The following is a 22,705-nucleotide window of genomic DNA, read 5'->3' on the forward strand; positions in this document are numbered from 1 at the left end:
GTTGTGGGTGTCCTGGGTGTCCCATTGGGTGCCCCGCTTTCATATATTCCTATCTAAAAACGGTAAACTTAATCAATCTGAAATGTGTTATATTTCCTTTAGTTATAATAATCAAGTAAAAAATAGTTAACATGAGAAAAAGGATAAAGAATAGACTGAAAATCCCCGTGTCGGTGGTTCGATTCCGCCCCTCGGCATAAATAAAATTAAGGGGTTACAGTTACGAACTGTAACCCCTTTTTGATGTTGGACGGATTTCGTCCAACAGTTGTCCAACATTTGGATGGATTGGACCAGAGGTTGGATAGGTTGAACTGAAACGGTTGTGGGGTGTCACACAAAATGAGAAAAGAGAGAACGGTGAATGTCAGTAAAGATGTCGTCAAAAGCTATTTTATTTTTTCCCATCAAGCAACCTTTTTAAAATGTTGTTTAGCTTTCGGATTTAGATCAACACTTAAAATAGGATCCCAATTCCGAATGTCTCCAGACCACCGTTTTGGATGTTGAGAACGGGCATTTTTGTAAACCTCTTTACGCTGGGATAAAATCTCAATATCCAGGCCTGAATGTCTCTGTTCAGGCGTAACAAACTTAATTTTGCTGTGATAATGTTTAAATTTATACCAATTAACAAACTCAAAACACCACTTCCTGGCTTCTTCCAGACTAGAAAATTTACATGAGTACCAGTCACAGTTTTGCCCATTCTAGTAAAAAAAGGTGCTAATTTCCTCTCCCCTTGGTCGTTCCCACCGTATAGGCGGGTTAATTGGCTGTTTTTAGTTAAATTTGAGCAAAATCTTTACATTTTAGGATATATAACCTATCATACCATATATAAAATCTGTTAAATTATATCATGTTAAAAGTGTTGATTCCAAAGGAAATATAGTTGAAATTAAAATATGGAAGGTAAAAAAAACTCAAGACAAACCTCAAGGCCTCAAATATTCCCTGGTATATATTGAAAAAGGAAAAAGAATTATAGGATATGATAATGCAGAAGGAAAAGGAGACCACCGACACTACTGGATAAAGAATATCCCTATAAATTTACAAGCATAGACAAACTTATTGAAGATTTTTGGGCTGATCTACAATTTTTTAAAGAGGAGAAATATCATGGAAGTAAAAGAAATAAAAATTGAGCTTAAAAGTCTAGAGGAAACATTAAATGAATTTCGGGATGTCTGGACGGATCTTGAAAAAGGAAAAAATGTTAAAAAGAAAGAAGCTATCTACTTCACTGATATTCAGGCTCTAAGAGCAATTTTAACTCCAAAACGTATTGAGCTATTAAAAACTATTAAAAAATATAAACCACAATCTATCTATGAACTGGCCAAACTTGTTAATAGAAATTTTAAAAATGTAAATGAGGACTTGAAACTTCTTAACTCCCTTGGACTTATCAAACTAATAAAAAGCAATAAAGCAAGAAAAAATAGTATTCCTGTTGTGGATTATTCCAGTATTGATTTCAAATTAGCAATATAAAACCACTTTTTAAGTATTTCTTCAAGCTTATTTACTGCCTCTTTCAAGGTATTTTGCCATAAATGTGAATATCGCTCCGTTTTAGGCTAGCTTGTTTTAGAATGCTGTTTAATGTTCCAGGTGCCAAATCATCTTTTAAATTTTCTGTCTTTGGTATGATAAAAAATTTCATTTAGTTGTAATGTCAACAGAATAAAAAAGGGGGCATGTGCCCCCTTTTTTATTCTTGTTTTAGACTTTGCTAAGTTATACTTTTTCAAATATTCCAGCAGCGCCCATTCCTCCACCTATACACATAGAAACTATACCATATTTTACATCTCTTCTGTGCATTTCATGGAGCAGGGTTGCAGTTAATTTTGCACCAGTACATCCAAGTGGGTGACCAAGTGCTATGGCTCCTCCATTTACATTTACAATATCAGGATTTAGTCCTACTTTTCTAATACAGTAAATGGCCTGTGATGCAAATGCTTCATTTAATTCAATAAGTCCTATATCGTCTAATTTCATACCGGTTTTTTCTAAGACTTTTGGAATAGCAACTGATGGTCCAATTCCCATTATCTCTGGTGGAACTCCGCCTACAGCATATCCAACAAATCTTGCCATAGGATCTTTGCCTATTTTCTTCAGAAAATCTTCAGATACTACCATACAAAGTGCTGCACCGTCAGTCATCTGGGATGAATTTCCCGCAGTAACAGTACCACCAATCTTAAAAGGGGATTTTAACTTTGCCATTTTTTCAAGTGTGGTATCTGCCCTTGGGCCATCGTCTATGTCAACTATCTCTTCAGTCTTTATGAGTTCATCTCCTACTACTTTAGTCCTGGTGACTTTGACAGGAATTATTTCCTCTTTGAACTTGCCTTCCTTAATTGCCCTAACAGCCTTCATATTACTTTCATAACCAAACTTATCCTGCTCCTCTCTGCTGATATTGAATTTTTCTGCAACCAATTCTGCAGTGATGCCCATGGATGCATAGGCCTCTGGCCAATTGGCTATAAGATCTGGGTAGGCACTCATAAAATTACCACCCATTGGGACCTTTGTCATGGATTCCACTCCACCAGCCACTATACAGTCAGCAAAACCAGCCATGACCCTTTCTGCAGCCATGGCAATGGTCTGCAAACCAGAGGAACAGAATCTATTTACAGTAACTCCAGGAACAGTATAAGGAAGTCCTGCCCCAAATACAATCATTCTTCCTACATTCATTCCCTGTTCTCCTTCAGGGAATGAACAACCAACAATAACGTCTTCAATGAGTTCAGGATCTACTTCTGTTTTCTCTAAAAGTCCTTTTAAACATACAACCCCAAGATAGTCAGGCCTAACATTAGCAAATTTGCCCCTTTTTGCCTTACATCCTGGTGTTCTAACTGCCTTTAATATATATGCTGCTCTCATAGATATCCTCCATAAATGGTTTATATAAGAAAAATTAAATTAGTTTCTAAGTGGTCTATTGGTTTTTAACATGTGATTTATTCTTTCAACTGTTTTTTCCTGTCGACAGAGCTCAACAAATGTCTCTCTTTCCAATCTGAGTACATATTCCTCTGTGATTAATGTTCCTGGATCAACGTCTCCACCACAAATGACATCGGCAATCATAGAAGCCATTTTGTATTCATACTCAGTTATAAAATTACCTGTTTTCATGTTCCAGAGCTGACTCTTGATTGTTGCTGCAACGTCTCTACCTGGAGCTTTAAAGGGCATAGGAGTCTTTGGCCTGTAGGTCTTTGCTAATGTAAGAACCATCTGTTTTGCATTGCCAATCAAGCTATCAATATCCATGGTAATTTGGTCACCCTGTCTCATATAGCCCAGTTTAAATGCTTCTGCTGCGCCCGTAGAGACCTTGGCCATCGCTATATTCTGGAAGTACTTAACAATTATGTTTTGTACATTTACTCCAAGCTGTGCGGCTTCCTCCGCTGCCCTTACACACAGCTCTTTAGTCCCACCACCTGCTGGGAGTAGTCCTACACCAACTTCAACTAATCCCATATAAGTTTCCACATGGGCACAAATTGCATCTGAGTGCAGGCAGTATTCACATCCACCACCAAGGGTCATTTGAAAAGGAGCTGCAACAACAGGTACTGCCGCATATTTTAGTGCCATTGTGGCGGATTGAAATTTTTTAACTGAAGCTTCAATCTGGTCGTATGCCTTTTGTTCAATAGCTACTGCAAGCATAAAGAGGTTTGCCCCTACTGAGAATCTCTCTCCCTGGTTTGCAACTACAAGCCCTACTCCTTGATTTTCTGCAATTTCAACAGCTTTGAAGGTCATATCCAACATATCATCACTAATGGAGTTTTGGGGAGAATGGAATTCAAGACAAAATACGCCATCGCCAAGATCAACTATAGATGCATTGTCATTTGAAGCCACAATCTTTTTCTCGTCTGTCTTGATAAGGGCCAAGTTGATTGTGCCTTCCCTACTTGGAACTTCCTTGTATTCATTGTTTAAGAGATCATAGTAATATTTTTTACCATTTTCTATTTTATAGAAGCTCTTAATGGATTTTAGTTTTTCTGGCACTTTAATTCCGTCTTTTTCAGCCCTTTCAACAAAATAATCTATACCAATTGCATCAAAGGTTTCAAATGGCCCAAGCTCCCAATTATAGCCCCACTTCATTGCATTATCTACGTTCACAACGTCATCAGCAATCTCTGGTATGCGTTTAAAGGAATAGATCAGGGTATCTCTTAAAATCCTCCATGCAAATTCGGCAGCCTTGTCCTGTCCCTGAATAAGTGCTTTTATCCTCTCGCCAGTGGTCTTTGCCATTTTGGCAAGTTTTATTGAATCAAATTTGGGTTTTGTAACTGGCTTATAGTCCCCTGCCTGATAATCCCAATAAAATTTTTGTCCTCCTTCTTTTTTGTAGAATCCCTGTTTGGTCTTTCTTCCCAACTGTTTGTTTTCTACCATCTTTAAGATGAATTCAGGCATCTTAAAGACTTCTCTTTCATCGTCATCAACTAATAATTCATAGGAATTGTTTGCAACATGGACCATGGTGTCTATGCCCACCAGATCAGTTGTACCAAATGCTGCACTTTTGGGCCTTCCTATTGGTTTTCCTGTAATTACGTCAACCTCTTCAACTGTGAGTCCCATATCTAACATGTGATGGATACACTTCATTATAGAATATACACCAATCCTGTTTCCAATGAAATTTGGGGTGTCTTTACAAAATACTATGCCCTTTCCAAGCCTCTGATTTATAAAATCAGCCATGAATTCAACAACTTTTGGATCACACTCATTGCAACCAACAATCTCCATAAGCCTCATATATCTAGGTGGATTGAAAAAGTGTGTGACTAAGAACCTTTTCTTAACATCTTCTGGCATTACAGTAGCCATCTCATTTACAGACAATCCACTGGTATTTGTTGAAAGAATCGCATCTTCTTTGAGGTGAGGAACTACTTTTTTTAACAGGCTTTTTTTAATGTCCATATTTTCAACAACAACTTCAATTACCCAATCACAGTCTTTTAATTTATCTAAATGGTCCTCAAAGTTTCCTGTCTCAATTAATTTTGCATATTCTGGCAAAAGAAAAGGAGCTGGTTTCATTTTGAGGAGATTTTGAAGGGCCGTGTTGGCTATTTTGTTTCTGACTTCAGGACTCTCAAGTGTTAGTCCCTTTGCCTTTTCTTCTTCTGTAAGTTCCCTTGGAACAATGTCCAATAAAACCACCCTAACTCCTGCATTGGCAAGGTGAGCTGCAATGGTAGCACCCATTACACCTGCACCTAAAACAGCTGCTCGTTTTATTCTGTTCATACCTGTACCTCCATATAAATTTAAATTAAACAATATCTTATGCCGTTATTGCCTTTATAAAACTTACTGACCAGTAAATAATCATTGAATGAATATTCATTCACTCTACTATCAGAAACTAAATTTTTATGTCAAGAAAGAAATAAAAAAATAAATTTACGGGAAAAGGGATATTTTGCACTAGGTAAAAAAATAAAGCAGGATAAAAAATATTACTCCCAATTGACAAAGTTTACGTATCCCTATATAGATGTTTATCAAAAGAATTTGGAGAAAGATTTTAATTGTTTTTTTAATGGAGTATGTAAGGAGGAAACTATGTCTCAAAATGCCTTAAAAATAGGCAGAGAAGAGAAAAAGACCACTTTTATGCAAAAGGTCATGGAGATTTTGCCTGAAGGTGGAAATTTAAATCTCTGCCTTACATGTGGAGCATGTTCCTCTGGGTGTCCAGCCTCTGGAATAGAGGGAATGGATCCCAGAAAATTTTTGAGGATGGCTGCCCTTGGATTGGATGAGGAAGTGACAAAATCTGGGTGGGTATGGTGTTGTACCCAGTGTAGGCGTTGTGTCCATGTTTGTCCCATGAATATAGACATCCCAAGGTTGGTCTATTATGCAAGGCAATCGTGGCCAAGGGATGAGAGACCAAAAGGAATTAGAGGATCATGTGATTTTGCATTGAAGACGCCTGGAAACAGTGCCATGGGTGCTGGATCAGAAGATTTTAAATTTGTTGTAGAAGATGTGTTGGAAGAGGTGAGAGAAACTCAACCAAAGTTTAAAGATCTACAAGCTCCAATTGATAAAGAGGGTGCATATTATTTTTTAAATCAGAATTCTAGGGAACCAGTGACAGAACCAGATGAAATGATTCCTCTGTGGAAAATTTTACATATAGTGGGTGCAGATTGGACGTATAGTACTCAAGGATGGGCTGCTGAGAATTATTGTATGTTTTTGTCAGATGATGAAGCATGGGAAAAGATTGTAAGAAATAAGGTGGAGGCAGTTGAAAAACTTGGGTGCAAGGTGTGGCTCAACACCGAGTGAGGACACGAATTTTATGCATTCCTGGAAGGAATGCGCAAATTTAATATCAAAGGAAATTTTGAAGTAAAATCCATCATACAACTATACGCTCAGTGGATAAGGGAAGGTAAACTTCCAGTATCCTCAGATTGGAATAAAGATCTAAAAATAAAATTCACTGTCCAGGATCCCTGCCAGTTAGTTAGAAAGTCCTTGGGAGATCCTGTAGCAGAGGATTTACGTTATGTTGTTAAGGCATGTGTTGGTGAAGAAAATTTTGTTGATATGTATCCAAATAAATCCAATAATTTTTGCTGCGGCGGCGGCGGCGGATTCTTACAGGCAACTGGTTTCCAGGATCAAAGACGTGAGTTTGGAAAGATAAAGCTCAGGCAGATATTGGAAACAGGTGCCAAATATTGCATTACCCCATGTCATAATTGCCATTCCCAAATTCATGATTTAAGTGAGTATTATGAAGGTGGATTCCACGCAGTCCATCTTTGGACAATAATTTGTCTGTCAATGGGTTGCCTTGGTGAGAATGAAAGAGAGTACCTTGGAGATGATTTGAAAGAGGTTGGTCTTTAAGGATTAGTTTTAAATTTTGTAATTTAAGAAAGGGGCACATTGGAATGTGCCCCTTTCTTTTTTATAACACCTTGGCATTTCCTCAATCTGAATTTTGTAGAGACGTTGCATGCAATGTCTACATTGATTTATTGAAATTGTTCCAATGAAGATTTAGCGCAATTTGCTTTCAGGCAGTTGACAAGGGATTGTTAATTAATTAGAACGGCAGTATCATTTTGTAAAAGATTAGTAACAATTTTTTAGCATCCGTGGATAGGTTTAGTTGAAATAGGGGTTTTTTACTAAATTTGGTAAAAAATTATATAATTGATGACCTAGGTACAAGGAGATTAATATGGAAACTAAAGTGAGTCCATCCAACAAAAATGGATCCGTATTGGTAGCTGGAGGGGGTATTGCCGGTATGCAGGCAGCCCTTGATTTAGCTGATTCTGGTTTTAAGGTCCATTTGGTAGAGAAGAGTACAGGTGTTGGTGGAGTAATGTCTGAGCTTGATAAGACATTTCCCACCAATGACTGTGCAATGTGAATTATCTCTCCTAAGCTGGTCGAGTTCGGCCGCCATCCAAATATTAACATCATCACGAAAGCCACGATCAAAGAAATTGAAGGTTCTGCAGGAAATTTCAAGGTAAAAGTAGAAAAATTACCCAGGTACATTGATGTAACCAAGTGTACCTCTTGTGGTGAATGTGAGGCTGTATGTCCAGTTGAGTTACCTGATGAATATAATCAGGGAATGAGTACCAAGAAAGCTACATCCAAAAAATATGCTCAGACAGTTCCAAGTGCTTATGCAATCTTAAAATTAGAGCAAAAACCACCTTGTAGGCTCACCTGTCCTGCTGGGATAAATGTGCAGGGTTATGTGCAGATGGTAAAACAGGGCAAATATAAAGAGGCCCTGGAGATCATAATGCAGCAGCTTCCCCTACCTGGCGTCTTGGGAAGGGTGTGCCCTGCTCCGTGTGAAAAGAAGTGCAGGAGACAGGAAATAGATTCACCAGTTGCCATTCGTGCCCTAAAGAGACTGGCAGCAGATATGTATGACCCCAGGAAGGTTGAGATCGAATGTGCTCCTGAGAGAGAGGAGAGGGTTGCAATTATTGGTTCTGGTCCAGCAGGTCTTAGTTGTGCATATCACCTTGCTAGAAGGGGGATTAAATCCACAATATTTGAGGCATTGCCAAAGCCTGGTGGAATGCTTCGTGTTGGAATTCCTGAACACAGGCTGCCCAAGGATGTGTTGGATAGAGAGATTGAAGTTATCACCAACCTAGGTGTTGAAATAAAGACCAACATGAGGTTGGGTAAAGATTTTCAAATAGATGATCTCTTTAATCAGGGATATAAAGCAGTATTTTTAGCAATAGGTGCCCATAAAGGGATTGAGCTTGGCATCCCTGGAGAAAAGACAGATGGAGTTGTTCAGGGAGTAGATTATTTAAGGGAAGTGAATTTAAAGGGAAGTGCCAAGACAGGGAAAAAGGTTGCTGTTATTGGTGGTGGAAATGTGGCAATAGACGTTGCCAGGGCAGCAATCAGACTTGGTGCTGAGGAAGTCACAATTGTATATAGAAGGACAGAAAAAGAGATGCCTGCCTTGCCAGAAGAGGTCCAGGCAGCAAAAGAAGAAGGGGTTAAGTTTCTATTTTTAGCAGCTCCAAAGGAAGTTTTACATAAAGATGGAAAGGTTGTTGGTTTAAGGTGCATTAAGATGGAGCTGGGTGAGCCTGATTCATCAGGAAGAAGGCGTCCAATTCCAATACCAGATAGTGAGTTTGATTTAGAAGTAGATCAGATAGCAGCTGCAATTGGTCAGAGGCCAGACATATCCTGTTTAGAGAATCTAACAGGTATAGATTTTACCAAAAGGTCTACAATAGAGACCGATTCTATATCCTATGCAACCAACAGGAAAGGCGTATTTGCTGGTGGTGATTGTCAAAGTGGTCCATGGATAGTGATTGGTGCTGTGGCAGCTGGAAAAGAAGTAGCTATTTCCATTGAGAGGTATTTAAATGGAGAAGATTTAGAAGCAGATAGAGCACCCAAAAAGATAGATGAGAATTTTGAATATAGACCAATTCCAGAGACAGAATCTCCAAAGCAAAGGGCCAAAGAAAGGGAGCTTCCTGTTGAAGAGAGAAAGGGCAATTTTAAGGAAGTGGAACTTGGTTTAACAGAAGAAGAAGGCCGCAAAGAAGCAGAAAGATGTATTAATTGTAGTTATTGTTGTGAATGTTTTCAGTGTGTGAAGGCGTGTGGAGCAGGTGCTGTAACTTTAGAAACCCATGCACAGCAAAAAGAAGAAGAAATTTTAGATGTAGGAGCAGTAGTTCTGGCCCCTGGTTTCAATCCATATAATCCCAAGGGATTGGATAATTATGGATATGGATTGCTTCCAAATGTGGTTACAGCGATGCAGTTTGAAAGGATCCTTTCTGCATCTGGTCCAACAGGTGGCCATCTAGTTAGACCATCAGACCACAAAGAGCCCAAAAAGATTGCATGGCTCCAGTGTGTGGGCTCAAGGGATATAAACAGGTGTGAGCATGGATATTGTTCTTCAGTATGTTGTATGTACGCCATAAAAGAGGCAGTAATTGCCAAAGAACATGCAGGCTCGGACCTTGAATGCGCAATCTTTTACATGGATATGCGCACCTATGGAAAAGACTTTGAAAGATACTATGAACAGGCCAAAGAAAAACATGGAGTAAAGTTTATCAGATCCAGAATCCACACCATAGACCCGGTTCCTGGAAGTGATGACCTTATTGTGAGATATTTTGATGAATCTGGAGAGATGAAAGAAGAACAATATGATATGATAGTGCTATCTGTTGGTCTTGAGACAGCAAAAGACTCTATTGAGCTTGCCTCGGTCTTAGGAGTGGAATTAACCAAAGGTAAGTTCTGTCAAACCTCCAGTTTTAAGCCTGTTTCCACATCCAAAGAGGGAATATTTGTTTGTGGTGCCTTTCAAGGACCAAAGGATATTCCAACAGCAGTTGTGGAATCCTCAGCAGCAGCTGCAGCTGTGGGTGAAATTTTAAGCGATGTAAGATTTACCCAGACAACAGAAGTCGAGATACCTCCAGAAAGGAATATAATTGGGGAACCTCCACGTATAGGCGTGTTTGTGTGCAGGTGTGGAACAAACATTGCGGGAGTTATAGATGTTGAGGCTGTGAGGGATTATGCAGCCACTTTGCCTTATGTTGTTCACGTAGAAGACAATATGTATACCTGTTCTCAGGATACCCAGGACAGGATTACTGAAGTGATAAAGGAGAAGGGTTTAACCAGAGTGATTGTAGCTGCATGTACTCCCAAGACACACGAGCCCTTGTTCCAGGAGACCTTGATAAAAGCAGGCCTTAATAAATATATGTTTGAGATGGTAAATATCAGAAATCAGGATTCCTGGGTACATAGATATAATCCAGAAATTGCCACAGAAAAGGCCAAAGAATTGGTGAGAATGGCTGTAAATAAGGTAGTTTACAAAGAACCTCTTGAGGAAATTGAGCTAAATATAGATCAAAGGGCCTTGGTTATAGGCGGTGGTGTTGCAGGGCTTAGTGCTGCAATAAATCTTGCTAAACAGGGATATGAGACCCATATTGTGGAAAGAACAGACAAGCTTGGTGGAAATGCCCTAAAGCTCTATAAGACTTGGACAGGAGAGTCTGTAAAAGAAGGACTGGATTGGTTAATTAATGAGGCAAAGTCATTAGATAATCTTCATATTCATTTAAATAGTGAGATAATAGATGTTGATGGTTTTGTTGGTAATTTTAAGACCACAATAAAAAATAGTTCAGGAGAAAAGACCTTAGAACACGGTGTTACTGTAATTGCAACAGGTGGGGCAGAATATCAGCCAGATGAGTATTTGTATGGACAAGATGATAGAATAAAGACCCACCTTGAGCTTGATAAGATGTTTATGGACGATGATCCTAAATTAAAAGATGTAAATACAGCAGTATTTATCCAATGTGTTGGCTCAAGGGAAAAGGATAGGCCCTATTGTTCCAGGGTATGTTGTTCCCACTCAATTGAAAGTGCACTAGAGATTAAGAAGAGAAATCCAGATGCAAAGGTATTTATCTTATACAGGGATATAAGGACCTATGGTGAGAGGGAGTATTTATATGAAGAGGCAAGAAGAAAAGGGGTTATCTTTATAAGATACAATGTGGATGAAAAGCCTGTTGTGACTAAAGATGGAGATAACCTAATTGTAAAAGTAAAAGATCATATTACAGGCTTGCCCCTTGAGATAGAGACCGATCTTTTAACCCTTGCCACAGCTATAGTTCCATATAAGGATGAAAAACTTGCCCAATTTTATAAACTCCCATTAAATGAAGATGGATTTTTTGTTGAAAAGCACGCAAAACTTGGTCCTGCAGAATTTGCCACAGATGGAGTATACTTGTGTGGTCTTGCACACTATCCAAAATCAATAGACGAGTCTATTGCCCAGGGACTAGCTGCTTCAGCAAGGGCAATTACCCTACTTGCCAAGAAAAAGATATTCTCTAGTGGTGAAGTCTCTGTGGTTGATCCAAGAAAGTGTGTTGGTTGTGGAGTTTGCGTAACGATTTGTCCCTATTCAGCACCAAGGATAGTGGAAGAGGAAGGACCAAATCAGGGCAAGGCAGAGATAAATCCTGCCTTGTGTAAGGGTTGTGGTCTGTGTATGGCATCGTGCAGGTCTGGAGCAATTTCCTTAAAGGGTATGGAGAATCAGCATGTATATGCAATGATAGAGGCCATTGCTGTTTAAGCTTAAAGTAAGTATCAGGACATTAAAAAGAGGTAATATGTTTCTTTTTAATGTCCTGTAGAAATAAAAAACTTAATTACGCAGGAGAAGTTAAGATGACAAACTTTGAACCAAAGATAGTTGCATTTTTATGTAACTGGTGTAGCTATGGGGCAGCGGATTTAGCTGGTGTTAGCAGGATGGAATATCCTGCAAATATCAGGATAATAAGGGTGCCCTGCTCTGGAAGTATGAGCCCAAAATTTATTCTACAGGCCTTTAGACAAGGTGTTGATGGTGTATGGGTATCTGGCTGACACCCAGGCGACTGCCACTATATTAGTGGCAATCTGTTCGCCAGACGGCGGTTCGCTGTCTTGAAGAACTTGCTTGAGTATATTGGGATTGAGCCTGAGAGGTTACATTTTACCTGGATATCTTCAGCAGAGGCAGGGAGATTTCAAGAAAAGGCCAAGCAAATAGTGGAAGCGGTCAAAAAGGTTGGTCCTGCAATGAAGAAAAAGAAACTAATAAAGGATTTAAGTCCCATTGCCATAAATTTATAAACTTGAGGGCAAGGTTGTAGGAGGATATATGTTAGCTGAATATACAAAACAATTAAGAGACGCTGCAAAGCGTCTTTTAAAGGACAAGAAGGTAGATTGTGTCCTTGGTTACAAAAAAGGCACAATTCCTTTGGTTGACGCCCCATATTTTGCATATACAGAGGAAGATTGTGATAATTTGATCTGGTCTAGCTTTTGTACTAAAAATCTGGCAAACTTTTTAATTAAAAGGCAGGATAAGGTTGCAGTAGTCGCCCAAGGGTGTGTTAGCAGATCAATTGTGGGGCTTATTAATGAAAATCAGGTAAAAAGAGAAAATGTCTATATCTTAGGTATATGGTCTCCTGGAATGGTGGATAGAATGAAAGTTTATGAAAAGATAGGTGGTAAGGAAATTGTGGAGGCAGAGGAACAAGGGGATAAGATCATTGTCAAAGGTGATGGATTTGAAGAGGCCATAAATAAGAAAGAGGTATTAAGGCAAAATTGTCTTACCTGTATTCATAGAAATGCGGTTTTATATGATGAGTTTATAGGAGAAAAAGGCGAAGAAACAGGTGGTGGAGATATAGATCAAGTTGCAGCTCCATGGGAAAAACTCTCTATTGATGAGAGGTGGGAGAAGTTTAAAGATACATTTAAAGAATGCATTAGATGTTATGCATGTAGGAATGCATGTCCTCTATGTTATTGTGCCGAGTGTTTTGTAGATGAATCAAAACCCCAGTGGTGTGGAAAGACACAGGATGAGGCAGATATATATACATTTCATATCTTGCGGGCATTTCATTGTGCTGGAAGGTGCGTTGATTGTGGAGCTTGTGAATCTGCATGTCCAATGGGCATAAAGATGAGGGTGCTCACCTCCAAGATAGAAAAAGATATAAGGCAGATGTATAACTATGTGCCAGGAATGGAGATAGGCGCAACTCCACCTCTTAGTGTGTATAGGCCCGATGACCCAGAAGAATTTATAACCCCATAAAAAGGAAATTAGCTATGGGATATAAATATTTGGCAAAACAAGACATAAAAGAGCTCTTTGATAAGGTATCCAAAATAGGGGATGTTTTTGCCCCTGTGAAAAAGGGTGTAGAAGTAGTTTGGTCAGAAGTTCAAGATGTATCTGATATATTATTTGATTTTAAAAATACATCCCTGTCTCCCAAGGGTTTATTTTTCCCTCAAACAGAATGTATGTTTGAATTCAAGAACAACCCAAGGGCAGAGGATGGACTTATTTTACAAGAAGTACCTCCTCTGGAAAAAAACAGGGTGATCTTTAATATTCGACCCTGTGATGCAAGGGCGTTTTCTATCTTGGATAAGGTATTTATGAGAGATGAAGATTCATTGGATGTGTACTGGAAGGATAAAAGGGACAAGACCACATTAATTGGACTTGCCTGTAATAATCCTGCTTCAACCTGTTTTTGTACACAGGTAGGTTCTTCTCCCTTTGGAGAACAAGGTCTGGATGTGCTTATGATAGACCTTGGGGATAAGTATCTTCTAAAGCCCATTACTGATAAGGGAAAAGATATCTTAGATGGATTTAATGATGCATCAGATGAGGATGTAAAAAAGATAGATGAGCTAAAAGAAAATGCAGAAAACAAAATAAAAACTAAACTCTCAATGGATAATATTTTGTCCAGAGAGATTCTAGAGGTATATGAAAATCCATATTGGGATAGGTTGCATGAGACCTGTTTAAATTGTGGTGCATGTACTTTTTATTGTCCAACCTGCCATTGTTTTGATATTCAGGATGAGACAAAGGGAGAATATGGAAGGCGTGTTAGAAATTGGGACACATGCATGAGCTGGCTATTTACCCAACATGCATCAGGACACAACCCAAGGGGAACTAAAAAACACAGGGTTAGACAGAGGTTTATGCATAAGTTTAAATATATGCCATTTAAGCTAGATGGAGATATAGGTTGTGTTGGATGTGGTAGGTGTATTTTAGTATGTCCTGTAAATATAGATGTGAGGGATGTAGTAAATAATTTAAACAAATAAAAAAACAAAAAGTGAGATGGCTATGAAGAATCCATATAAACCATATCCAGTAAGGATAAAGAGAGTAGAGATAGCCACAGAAGACAAGAGTCTTCGTACCTTTGAATTTGAATTTATAAATAAGGAAGATGCGAAAAAATTTGATTATATGCCAGGACAATTTGCAGAATTATCCATACCTGGCTATGGCGAGTCTCCAATTGGAATAGCATCTTCCCCAACAGAAGGTGATAACCTTTTGTTTACTGTATTTAGAATAGGTAAAGTGACAACAAAACTCCATTCCATGAAAGAAGGAGACATAATGGGAGTAAGGGGGCCACTTGGTCATCCATATCCCTTAAAGGATCTTGAAGGCAAGAATATAGTTATAATTGCAGGTGGTTATGCTGTAACAACTTTAAGATCCACCATGGTGTGGTTGCTTCATCCAGATAATCGTCCTAAATATGGAAAAATAACATTTATATATGGGGCGAGGACTCCAGGTCTTCTCTTATACCATGACCAGTGGCGTGAGTGGCAAAAGAGAGATGATGTGGACTGTCACATTACAATAGATAGGGAAGTAGAGGGATGGGATGGTCTAGTTGGCTTTGTTCCAACCATAACTGAACAAGTGGCTCCAAATCCAGAGAATTCAGTGGCAATAATTTGTGGACCACCAGTAATGATAAAATTTACCCAACCTGTATTGGACAAACTTGGATGGAAGGGCGAGCAGATAATAATGAGTTTAGAAAACAGGATGAAGTGCGGAATTGGTATATGCGGTAGATGTAATGTAGGTCCATATTATGTATGCAAAGATGGTCCTGTGTTTACCAAGGCTCAGCTTGACAACCTACCTAAAGAATATTAGCATAAAACATTCTTTTAATTTTAATATAAGGCTGGGGAGTTAGAAGCAGAGATCTTCCTTAACCCAGCCTTTTTTAGATTTTCTAAACCAGGCCTGCAAAAAATTTTTTCATACTCCATCCAGGTTTCAAATCTATGAATAATCAACATATATCAATTCCCATATCCAGCTTAGTTAATAACACAATAAATAAAATAGAGTCAGCCACCTATTTGGGTTCCTTAAGATTTCCGTCTAAACTTGAGAAGTTATATCAGGAAGAGAGATTTAAACAAAGGGAAAAACAATTCATTGTTATGGGAATAATGGGAATTTTATTATACAATCTTTTTGTAATTGCAGATTACATAATGCTTCCTGATATATGGCGCAAATCATTTTTTATTAGAATTGGAATTGTAACACCTTTGATGATATTGGGATTGGTTTCTCAAAGGATAGCTTTTTTTAAAAAAAAGCTTGATTTTATAGTGGCTATTTTGATTGTTTTAGTTTCAGGATCTATTATTCTTATTCTTTTTTTAAGTAGTCATCAAAATGTAATGCATTATTATTCAGGTATAGTTTTAGTAGTGTTATGTGGAAATATTGTATTTAGAATCAATTTTCGATGTGCATTGTTTTCTTCAGTAATTGTTTGTGTTATGTACGCAATTTCTTCTATATTTATAATGAAGGGATATATTGCTATAATTTTTAATAGCAATTTGATTATGATTTCAGGGACTATAATGAGTCTTATTGGGAGTTATTACCTAGAGAAAGAGGATAGAATAAGGTTTCTTTTAAATCAGAAACTTACCACTGAACGGCATCAGCTTCAAGAAATTAATATTTTATTAGAAAATAAAGTAAAAAGGGATCCCTTGACAAAACTTTATAATAGGGACTTCTTTGATTATATCTTTGATAAAGAGTGGAAAAATGGTATGAGATATAAATATCCAATTGGGGTTATCTTTTTAGATATAGATGACTTCAAGGCCTTTAATGATAATTATGGTCATCAAGCAGGGGATTATGTATTAAAGAAGGTTTCCAATGTCCTGTCTAAGAATGCAAACAGATTTCATGAAATAGCTGCAAGGTATGGTGGTGAAGAATTTGTTTTGTTACTCCCTCATGTGTCTCTAGAAGAGGCCTTAAAGCTGGCTGAGAAGATACGTAGAGAAGTAAGGGCACTGGAGATAGACCACAACTTTTCATCACACGGTGTTATTACGGTTTCTATCGGAGTATGTAGCGTAATTCCACGGTCAAATATAAAAAAAGAAGATCTTTTGCTCGCAGCTGACGAGGCCATGTATCATTCAAAGAATATGGGCAAAAATAGGGTGACACCGTGTAGTATGAAATAAGCTTAACAATTTTTTATATGAACAGAGCAATTCTCGGTGGGTTTTGTAAACGTAGGATTTATAAGGAAATACGAGAAAGATTATAATTTTTTTTCGTAAAATATATTTAAAAATAAACAAAAGGAAATATTATAATTATTTATTAAAATATTATAATTATTTATTATAACAAAATAAATTCGTAAAATCAAATTATTTCTCACCGAGAATTGCTAGTATGAACAAAAATTAGTTGCTAATAAAGAAAAAAATAGGTATATTCGCTAGCACGGGAGAAGAGAAATTATTTAACTTATTTAAATCAAGGATATGTGATATGAAAAAAATATTATTAGTGCCATGTGTCCTCTTTTTACTTTGTACAAATATTTTCGCAAAAAAGATTCCACAACACATAAAGGTACAAGTACTTGTAAAGACAAGCAGAAGTTGGGATGGTTCTCCATTACCCAAATATAACAGAGGCATTCCTAAAGTTACTATTTTGAAGATTACAATTCCTCCTAATACAAAATTACCTATTCATAGACATCCTGTAATAAATGCAGGGGTATTATTGAAAGGACAACTTACTGTAATAACAGAAGACAACAAGGTATTACATTTAAAGGCAGGAGATCCCATAGTAGAAGTGGTAAATAAATGGCATTATGGAAAAAATGAGGGAAATACTCCTGCAGAAATAATAGTTTTTTATGCTGGAGTTAAAGGCTTACCTATCACAATAAAAAAATAGAAAAAGATGTTTTCAAAAAAAATTAAGATTAGTTTATTTATATCCATCTTTTTTTTTAGTAGCTATTTTTATCTTTCCCTGAAGTCTGGCAATTCATTTTCGCAAGAGATACAATTAAAAGAGATGATTGCTAGAATGATAATAATAGGATTTGATAATGATAACTTGAAACCATCTGACCCTTTTGTAAGGGAAATACAAAGATATTGTCCAGGAGGAGTAATACTATTTGATCGCGATTTCTACAATAGAAATCAGATAAAAAACATCCGTTCTCCTAGTCAATTAAAAGAACTTACAACAAAATTGCGTCTCTTTGCTTCTCATCCTATTTTAATAGCTGTTGATCAGGAAGGAGGCAAAGTTGTTAGGTTAAAACCCCAATATGGTTTTTTGAAAATTCCATCTGCCCAATCCATAGGAAAAATGAATGAGCCAATTAAGGCAAAAAAAATTTACATGGCATTGGCTAAAGAGCTGCAGCGAGTAGGTATAAACTGTGATCTTGCTCCAGTAGTAGATTTGGCCATAAATCCTAATAACTATGTTATAGTTGGTTTAAAACGCTCATATGGAAAGTCTCCTGAAAAGGTCATAACCTATGCGCATATTTTTTGTGAAGCTCTACATTCTTATGGAATTATTAATGTTTTGAAACATTTTCCAGGACACGGGTCATCAACAGGGGATTCTCATAATGGTTTTGTGGATGTAAGTAATACATGGGAGCCAATTGAATTAGAACCTTATAAAGAACTCATTAAAAGAAACATGGTAGATATGATTATGACAGCGCATGTTTATAATAAAAAGCTGGACTCTAAATATCCAGCAACCCTCTCTAAAACGATTAATTCTCACCTCCTTAGAAAAAAGCTTAATTTTAACGGTGTAATTTTAAGTGATGATTTGCAGATGAAAGCTATCTCATCTCATTATTCCCTAGAAGAAACTGTAAGACTGGCCATAAATGCAGGAGTTGATATGTTACTATTTGGCAATCAGTTATCTAAAATTTCTTTAACCAAAGTAGTAAATACCATATATAAAGAGGTAAAAGAGGGTAATATACCTAAAAGTCGCATAATCGAAGCTAATAAACGGATTCACGCTCTTTTTTCTAAGTATTCCTTGTCAGAAAATTAGGAAATTTATCCATGTTCAAAACTCAGAAAAATAAATAGCCAGAAAATTTTGGATAAGGGGAAAAAATAAATCATTTCATGTGGTTTAGTCCATTCTTATATAAAAAGAAACAAAAATAGGGCACCTGTCTTAGGAAAAAAGACGCGATAAAAAGACTTGTAAAATCTCCAATTTAGGTTTATATATACTCTCCTCAATTCTACATAGCTGTTTTTTGTAGCTAGTTAGAGAAATATCTTGGAGGGAGATTATGAAGAAAAAAATTCATCCAAAGTTGTACAAGGCTGTATACAAGTGTGCGTGTGGCTTTGAAATTGAGACCTTATCTACAAGGGCAGAAGAAGTACATGTTGAGATTTGTTCTAATTGCCATCCTTTTTATACTGGTAAGCAGCGTTTTGTGGACACTGCAGGTAGGATCGACAGATTTAAGAAGAAATATAACCTTGATTAGAGATTTTTATTTTCCCTTGGGTGATAATCAGAAACGCATAGATATCTATGCGTTTCTGATAGCTATTTAATCTAAAAATCTATCTGGGATTCCAAGAATAATCGTGTTGGCTGATTTTTTATATTATATGTGTTTGTTTTTAGAGTAGGGATATGAACATAATATCAAAACTCGATGAGATAGAACAGAGCTATATTGAGCTTGAGAAGAAGCTAAGTTCTCCAGATGCCTTTTCTGATAAGGAAAAATATAAAGAATTAGCAAAGTCTCACGCAGAATTAGAAGAAATTGTTCGGACTTATAGAGAATATAAGGTAGCGGTTGAAGAGTTACAGGAAAATAAAGAATTAGTAAAAGACAGTGATCCTGAGATCAGGGAACTGGCAAGGTCTGAGATTGAATCCCTTGAGGAAAAAATTCAGAAGCTTGAGGAGAGATTAAAGATTTTGCTTATTCCAGAGGATCCTCTAGATAAAAGATCTGTTATCTTGGAACTTAGGGCGGGAACAGGAGGTGAAGAGGCAGCCCTTTTTGCTGCAGATTTGCTTCGCATGTATACTCGTTATGCAGAAAAAAATAAATGGAAGGTAGAATTGGTCGATGCCCATAGAACTGGAGCAGGAGGATTTAAAGAGGTAATTGTCAATATTACTGGCGATAAGGTGTATAGTAAATTAAAATTTGAATCAGGAGTGCATCGTGTTCAACGGGTTCCTGTTACAGAATCTCAGGGTAGGATCCACACCTCCGCTGTCACTGTAGCTGTTTTACCTGAGGCTGAAGAAGTAGATGTTGAAATCGATCCCAAGGATCTAAGAATTGACGTGTTCAGGGCTTCAGGTCCAGGGGGACAGAGCGTAAACACTACAGACTCAGCTGTTAGGATTACCCATATCCCAACGGGTCTTGTGGTATCATGTCAGGATGAAAAATCTCAGCATAAAAATAAAGCAAAGGCATTGAAGGTTCTTCGCTCAAGGCTCCTACAAATAAAACAAGAAGAGGCCAAACAAAAACAAGACGAAACTAGAAGGGCCCAGGTGGGTTCTGGAGATAGATCTGAACGAATAAGGACATATAATTTCCCCCAAGGCAGAGTAACAGATCATCGCATAAATCTTACTACCTATAATCTGGAAGGAATTTTAAATGGTGATCTGGAGGAAATTATAGAGCCTCTAATTCAATATGATCAGGCACAGAAAGTGAAAGAAATAGTTGCATAAAAAATCAGCGATAATCTCGTCAGAATGATAAACAAACACCCTGGAGTAAAATACGAATAAAATAGGCCGTGCATGCGATTTTTGAGTTTAAGGCGGCTGAATTCAGGAAATAGTGATATCTATTCAAGAGTATTTAAAAAAGTGTAAGGCATTTTTAAGAGAAAAAAAGGTAGACTCGCCTGAGTTAAGTGCAGAGTTAATTTTTGCCCACTGTCTCAATTTTACCCGCCTAGATGTTCTTCTCAGTAGAAAGATTCTTACCAAAAATGAAGTCAAGAACATTTTAAGATTAATAAAAAGAAGGGGACAGGGTGAGCCCCTGGCCTATATTTTGGGTAAAAAAGAATTTTATGGTAGGGATTTTTTTGTAAATCCCAGTGTACTCATCCCTAGACCCTGCACAGAGACTATCATAGATTTGTGTAAGACATTTTATAGCAAAAAAGATGAGATATTATTTTTGGATGTGGGAGTGGGATCAGGTAATCTTGCAATAACACTTGTCTTGGAATTTGAAAATTTTCTGGGAATTGGACTGGACCTATCAGTTGAGGCTTTGAACACTGCAAGAAAGAATATAGAAATTTATGGGGTTTCAAATAGTCTTATCCTAGTAAATTCAGATTTGATTTCATCCATTAAACCCAACAGCGTTGATCTTATAGTTACAAATCCTCCCTATTTATCCCCCCTTATGATAGAGGCAGCTGATGTTGAGGTAAAAAATTATGAGCCCCATTTAGCATTATTGGGTGGATATAATGGGTTAGATGTCCCAAAACAGATTTTTATTCAGGCAGAGGATGTTCTAAAACACGGAGGACGGATTTTAATGGAGTTGGATTCTTCTCAAATAGAAGAGATGGAATTATTTCTGAAAAATAGACGGTGTTGGGAAAAGGTGTCTTCTCATAAGGACTTAGCAGGTAATTTAAGAATAATCTCAGCTAAATTGAGTTGATGTGTGTGTAATTCCCCTCAATGTGTGTGTGATAATCCACATGGAGGTGTTGCTAAAAGTTAAGATTTTTAAATGGTTACAATTGGAATGCATTTTGCAAATATATCTCTCCCGGAGGTGGAATTATATGGTGGAAAAGACAATAAAAAGATCCGTTAAGTGTAGTGGTGAAGGCTTGCATACTGGTAGGAAGGTATGTGTAATTTTTCATCCCGCTCCAGTTGGCTGGGGGGTAGTTTTTTTAAAAAAAGTAAATAATAAACTTATATACATAAAGGCAGATGTCAAGAATGTTGTCTCTACAGATTATGCCACGAATATTGGATCAAATGGAGAGATGATAGGAACTGTGGAACATGCTCTGGCCGCTATTAGAGGGTTAGGTATTGATAATGTGATTATAGAGGTAAAGGGTGATGAATTGCCTGTATTAGATGGTAGTGCAAGGCCATTTGTAGAGTTATTGGAGTCAGCAGGAATATGTTCTACAAATAGGCCGAAAGTAAAATATTTGCTAAAGAAATCTCTCATATGGGGTGATTTTAAAAGGTGGATAAGGGCCTATCCTGCCAGGGGATTTAAGGTTGATTATATTATTGATTTTTCGGGCACTCCTATTGGCAAGCAGGCCTTTTTTTATATCCACTCAGCAAATGAGTTTAAACAAAAGGTAGCTCCAGCCCGTACATTTGGATTTTTAAATATAGTACATGAAATGCAAGAGAAAGGGTTAGCTTTGGGTGGGTCATTGGATAATGCTGTGGTGTTTGATGATTCCGGTGTTTTGAATAGTGGTGGTCTTAGATTTCAAGATGAGCCAGTTAGACATAAGCTTCTTGATTTTATGGGAGATCTTAGCCTGCTAGGTAGAGAAGTAGAAGGATATTTTCAGGTGTACTGTTCTGGTCATGCATTTAATACAAGTTTTGTTAAATACTTACTTGATAATCGTCACGAATTTTTGGATAATGTCTCCCCAGTTCCTTCCAAAATTGGTAGAGGATATGTGTATGAGCGTATACTCGCAACTTTTAATTAACTAAAAGAAAAAAACCTAAATTTTTTTCTTGCAATTAAAAAAAAATACGTTTATATATCTCCTCTGTCGCTGGCGTAGCTCAATTGGTAGAGCAGCTGACTTGTAATCAGCAGGTTGCGGGTTCAAGTCCCACCGCCAGCTCCATTGGGAGGGGTTCCCGAGTGGACAAAGGGAGCAGACTGTAAATCTGCCGGCATACGCCTTCGGTGGTTCGAATCCACCCCCCTCCATTAAGGAATAAGCGGGAATAGCTCAATTGGCTAGAGCACCAGCCTTCCAAGCTGGGGGTTGCGGGTTCGATTCCCGTTTCCCGCTTTTTTTGTCTTTAAAGTAAGCCCACGTAGCTCAGGAGGTGGAGCACTTCCTTGGTAAGGAAGAGGTCACCGGTTCAAGTCCGGTCGTGGGCTTAAAGATTTTTGGGACAGGCGTAAAACTTAGGGGAAGCACAAATTTAGATCATTATGTAAGCAGGGGGTAGTTATGGGGAAGGAGAAGTTTGAGAGGCGGAAGCCACATGTAAACATAGGGACGATAGGTCATATAGATCATGGGAAGACGACGTTGACTGCGGCGATAACAAAGCAGTTGAGTT

At 37.6% G+C, this 22,705-nt stretch carries 19 protein-coding genes, 4 tRNA genes and 2 pseudogenes; 22 read left to right on the forward strand and 3 right to left on the reverse strand.

Annotated features, from left to right (window positions below):
* Positions 1-407: 407 nt before the first annotated feature.
* A pseudogene (locus ACY2V1_RS03375) lies at positions 408-692 on the reverse strand (IS3 family transposase); the annotation flags it as partial.
* A gap of 208 nt (positions 693-900) precedes the next feature.
* On the opposite strand from ACY2V1_RS03375, the gene ACY2V1_RS03380 reads away from it, so the two are divergent.
* Both ACY2V1_RS03380 and ACY2V1_RS03385 read left to right on the forward strand, forming a co-directional pair.
* Entirely contained in the window at positions 901-1,068 is a 168-nt protein-coding gene (locus ACY2V1_RS03380; RefSeq protein WP_498040225.1) for a toxin-antitoxin system TumE family protein, read from the forward strand.
* 57 nt (positions 1,069-1,125) lie between these two features.
* Entirely contained in the window at positions 1,126-1,500 is a 375-nt protein-coding gene (locus ACY2V1_RS03385) for an HVO_A0114 family putative DNA-binding protein (protein WP_461833388.1), read from the forward strand.
* A 246-nt stretch (positions 1,501-1,746) separates the two neighbouring features.
* Here ACY2V1_RS03385 and ACY2V1_RS03390 read toward each other — a convergent pair whose 3' ends face one another.
* Together ACY2V1_RS03390 and ACY2V1_RS03395 are read right to left on the reverse strand one after the other, a co-directional pair.
* A complete protein-coding gene (locus tag ACY2V1_RS03390; RefSeq protein WP_461833389.1) occupies positions 1,747-2,919 on the reverse strand; it encodes a thiolase family protein in 1,173 nt (390 codons plus the stop codon).
* Positions 2,920-2,958: 39 nt separating this feature from the next.
* The gene (locus ACY2V1_RS03395) at positions 2,959-5,331 is read right to left on the reverse strand and encodes a 3-hydroxyacyl-CoA dehydrogenase/enoyl-CoA hydratase family protein (protein ID WP_461833390.1); all 2,373 of its coding nucleotides are present in this window, start codon (positions 5,329-5,331) and stop codon (positions 2,959-2,961) included.
* Positions 5,332-5,649: 318 nt separating this feature from the next.
* Here ACY2V1_RS03395 and ACY2V1_RS03400 point away from each other — a divergent pair, with 318 nt between their 5' ends.
* The 20 genes and pseudogenes from ACY2V1_RS03400 to ACY2V1_RS03485 all read left to right on the forward strand — a co-directional run.
* A complete protein-coding gene (locus ACY2V1_RS03400) occupies positions 5,650-6,954 on the forward strand; it encodes a (Fe-S)-binding protein (protein WP_461833391.1) in 1,305 nt (434 codons plus the stop codon).
* Between the two features lie 337 nt (positions 6,955-7,291).
* Entirely contained in the window at positions 7,292-7,486 is a 195-nt protein-coding gene (locus ACY2V1_RS11050) for an FAD-dependent oxidoreductase (RefSeq protein ID WP_498040223.1), read from the forward strand.
* 129 nt (positions 7,487-7,615) lie between these two features.
* Positions 7,616-7,669, forward strand: a pseudogene (locus ACY2V1_RS11055) (4Fe-4S binding protein); the annotation flags it as partial.
* 27 nt (positions 7,670-7,696) lie between these two features.
* Complete coding sequence (locus ACY2V1_RS03405) at positions 7,697-11,758, forward strand: NAD(P)-binding protein (protein WP_498040224.1); 4,062 nt, start codon at positions 7,697-7,699, stop codon at positions 11,756-11,758.
* 95 nt (positions 11,759-11,853) lie between these two features.
* Positions 11,854-12,303, forward strand: coding sequence for a hydrogenase iron-sulfur subunit (locus ACY2V1_RS03410; protein WP_461833393.1), 450 nt, complete (start codon positions 11,854-11,856; stop codon positions 12,301-12,303).
* A 28-nt stretch (positions 12,304-12,331) separates the two neighbouring features.
* The gene (locus tag ACY2V1_RS03415) at positions 12,332-13,288 is read left to right on the forward strand and encodes a ferredoxin family protein (protein WP_461833394.1); all 957 of its coding nucleotides are present in this window, start codon (positions 12,332-12,334) and stop codon (positions 13,286-13,288) included.
* 14 nt (positions 13,289-13,302) lie between these two features.
* Positions 13,303-14,331 carry a 4Fe-4S dicluster domain-containing protein gene (locus ACY2V1_RS03420; RefSeq protein WP_461833395.1) on the forward strand — a complete coding sequence of 343 codons (1,029 nt, stop codon included), beginning with the start codon at positions 13,303-13,305 and terminating at the stop codon, positions 14,329-14,331.
* A gap of 22 nt (positions 14,332-14,353) precedes the next feature.
* Positions 14,354-15,193, forward strand: coding sequence for an FAD/NAD(P)-binding protein (locus ACY2V1_RS03425; protein ID WP_461833396.1), 840 nt, complete (start codon positions 14,354-14,356; stop codon positions 15,191-15,193).
* Between the two features lie 134 nt (positions 15,194-15,327).
* Positions 15,328-16,551, forward strand: a complete 1,224-nt coding sequence (locus tag ACY2V1_RS03430) for a GGDEF domain-containing protein (RefSeq protein ID WP_461833397.1) — start codon at positions 15,328-15,330, stop codon at positions 16,549-16,551.
* Between the two features lie 316 nt (positions 16,552-16,867).
* The gene (locus ACY2V1_RS03435; RefSeq protein ID WP_461833398.1) at positions 16,868-17,287 is read left to right on the forward strand and encodes a cupin domain-containing protein; all 420 of its coding nucleotides are present in this window, start codon (positions 16,868-16,870) and stop codon (positions 17,285-17,287) included.
* A 6-nt stretch (positions 17,288-17,293) separates the two neighbouring features.
* Positions 17,294-18,433: a glycoside hydrolase family 3 N-terminal domain-containing protein gene (locus ACY2V1_RS03440; RefSeq protein ID WP_461833399.1), complete on the forward strand. Its 1,140-nt coding sequence runs from the start codon at positions 17,294-17,296 to the stop codon at positions 18,431-18,433.
* Between the two features lie 250 nt (positions 18,434-18,683).
* On the forward strand, positions 18,684-18,887 hold the full coding sequence (gene rpmE, locus ACY2V1_RS03445; RefSeq protein ID WP_461833400.1) for a 50S ribosomal protein L31: 204 nt from the start codon (positions 18,684-18,686) through the stop codon (positions 18,885-18,887).
* A gap of 158 nt (positions 18,888-19,045) precedes the next feature.
* A complete protein-coding gene (gene prfA / locus ACY2V1_RS03450; RefSeq protein ID WP_461833404.1) occupies positions 19,046-20,113 on the forward strand; it encodes a peptide chain release factor 1 in 1,068 nt (355 codons plus the stop codon).
* 112 nt (positions 20,114-20,225) lie between these two features.
* Complete coding sequence (prmC, locus tag ACY2V1_RS03455; RefSeq protein WP_461833401.1) at positions 20,226-21,074, forward strand: peptide chain release factor N(5)-glutamine methyltransferase; 849 nt, start codon at positions 20,226-20,228, stop codon at positions 21,072-21,074.
* Positions 21,075-21,201: 127 nt separating this feature from the next.
* Entirely contained in the window at positions 21,202-22,113 is a 912-nt protein-coding gene (gene lpxC / locus ACY2V1_RS03460) for a UDP-3-O-acyl-N-acetylglucosamine deacetylase (RefSeq protein ID WP_461833402.1), read from the forward strand.
* Between the two features lie 68 nt (positions 22,114-22,181).
* Positions 22,182-22,257 (forward strand) — tRNA-Thr (locus ACY2V1_RS03465).
* A 3-nt stretch (positions 22,258-22,260) separates the two neighbouring features.
* Positions 22,261-22,343, forward strand: a tRNA-Tyr gene (locus ACY2V1_RS03470).
* Between the two features lie 11 nt (positions 22,344-22,354).
* A tRNA-Gly gene (locus ACY2V1_RS03475) sits at positions 22,355-22,428 on the forward strand.
* 19 nt (positions 22,429-22,447) lie between these two features.
* A tRNA-Thr gene (locus tag ACY2V1_RS03480) sits at positions 22,448-22,520 on the forward strand.
* Between the two features lie 73 nt (positions 22,521-22,593).
* Positions 22,594-22,705: GTP-binding protein (locus ACY2V1_RS03485; protein WP_461833405.1), on the forward strand; the 112-nt coding region annotated here is incomplete at its 3' end.

Source organism: Desulfothermus sp., assembly GCF_053993635.1.

What these genes read in the sequence shown, in the direction of transcription:
- rpmE (WP_461833400.1), top strand. Translation starts at nt 18,684, where the DNA reads ATGAAGAAAAAAATTCATCCAAAGTTGTACAAGGCTGTATACAAGTGT.
- lpxC (WP_461833402.1), top strand. Translation starts at nt 21,202, where the DNA reads ATGGTGGAAAAGACAATAAAAAGATCCGTTAAGTGTAGTGGTGAAGGC.
- ACY2V1_RS03390 (WP_461833389.1), bottom strand. Translation starts at nt 2,919, where the DNA reads ATGAGAGCAGCATATATATTAAAGGCAGTTAGAACACCAGGATGTAAG.
- ACY2V1_RS03435 (WP_461833398.1), top strand. Translation starts at nt 16,868, where the DNA reads ATGAAAAAAATATTATTAGTGCCATGTGTCCTCTTTTTACTTTGTACA.
- ACY2V1_RS03415 (WP_461833394.1), top strand. Translation starts at nt 12,332, where the DNA reads ATGTTAGCTGAATATACAAAACAATTAAGAGACGCTGCAAAGCGTCTT.
- ACY2V1_RS03430 (WP_461833397.1), top strand. Translation starts at nt 15,328, where the DNA reads ATGAATAATCAACATATATCAATTCCCATATCCAGCTTAGTTAATAAC.
- ACY2V1_RS03420 (WP_461833395.1), top strand. Translation starts at nt 13,303, where the DNA reads ATGGGATATAAATATTTGGCAAAACAAGACATAAAAGAGCTCTTTGAT.
- ACY2V1_RS03440 (WP_461833399.1), top strand. Translation starts at nt 17,294, where the DNA reads ATGTTTTCAAAAAAAATTAAGATTAGTTTATTTATATCCATCTTTTTT.
- ACY2V1_RS03405 (WP_498040224.1), top strand. Translation starts at nt 7,697, where the DNA reads ATGAGTACCAAGAAAGCTACATCCAAAAAATATGCTCAGACAGTTCCA.
- ACY2V1_RS03385 (WP_461833388.1), top strand. Translation starts at nt 1,126, where the DNA reads ATGGAAGTAAAAGAAATAAAAATTGAGCTTAAAAGTCTAGAGGAAACA.
- ACY2V1_RS11050 (WP_498040223.1), top strand. Translation starts at nt 7,292, where the DNA reads ATGGAAACTAAAGTGAGTCCATCCAACAAAAATGGATCCGTATTGGTA.
- ACY2V1_RS03425 (WP_461833396.1), top strand. Translation starts at nt 14,354, where the DNA reads ATGAAGAATCCATATAAACCATATCCAGTAAGGATAAAGAGAGTAGAG.
- ACY2V1_RS03395 (WP_461833390.1), bottom strand. Translation starts at nt 5,331, where the DNA reads ATGAACAGAATAAAACGAGCAGCTGTTTTAGGTGCAGGTGTAATGGGT.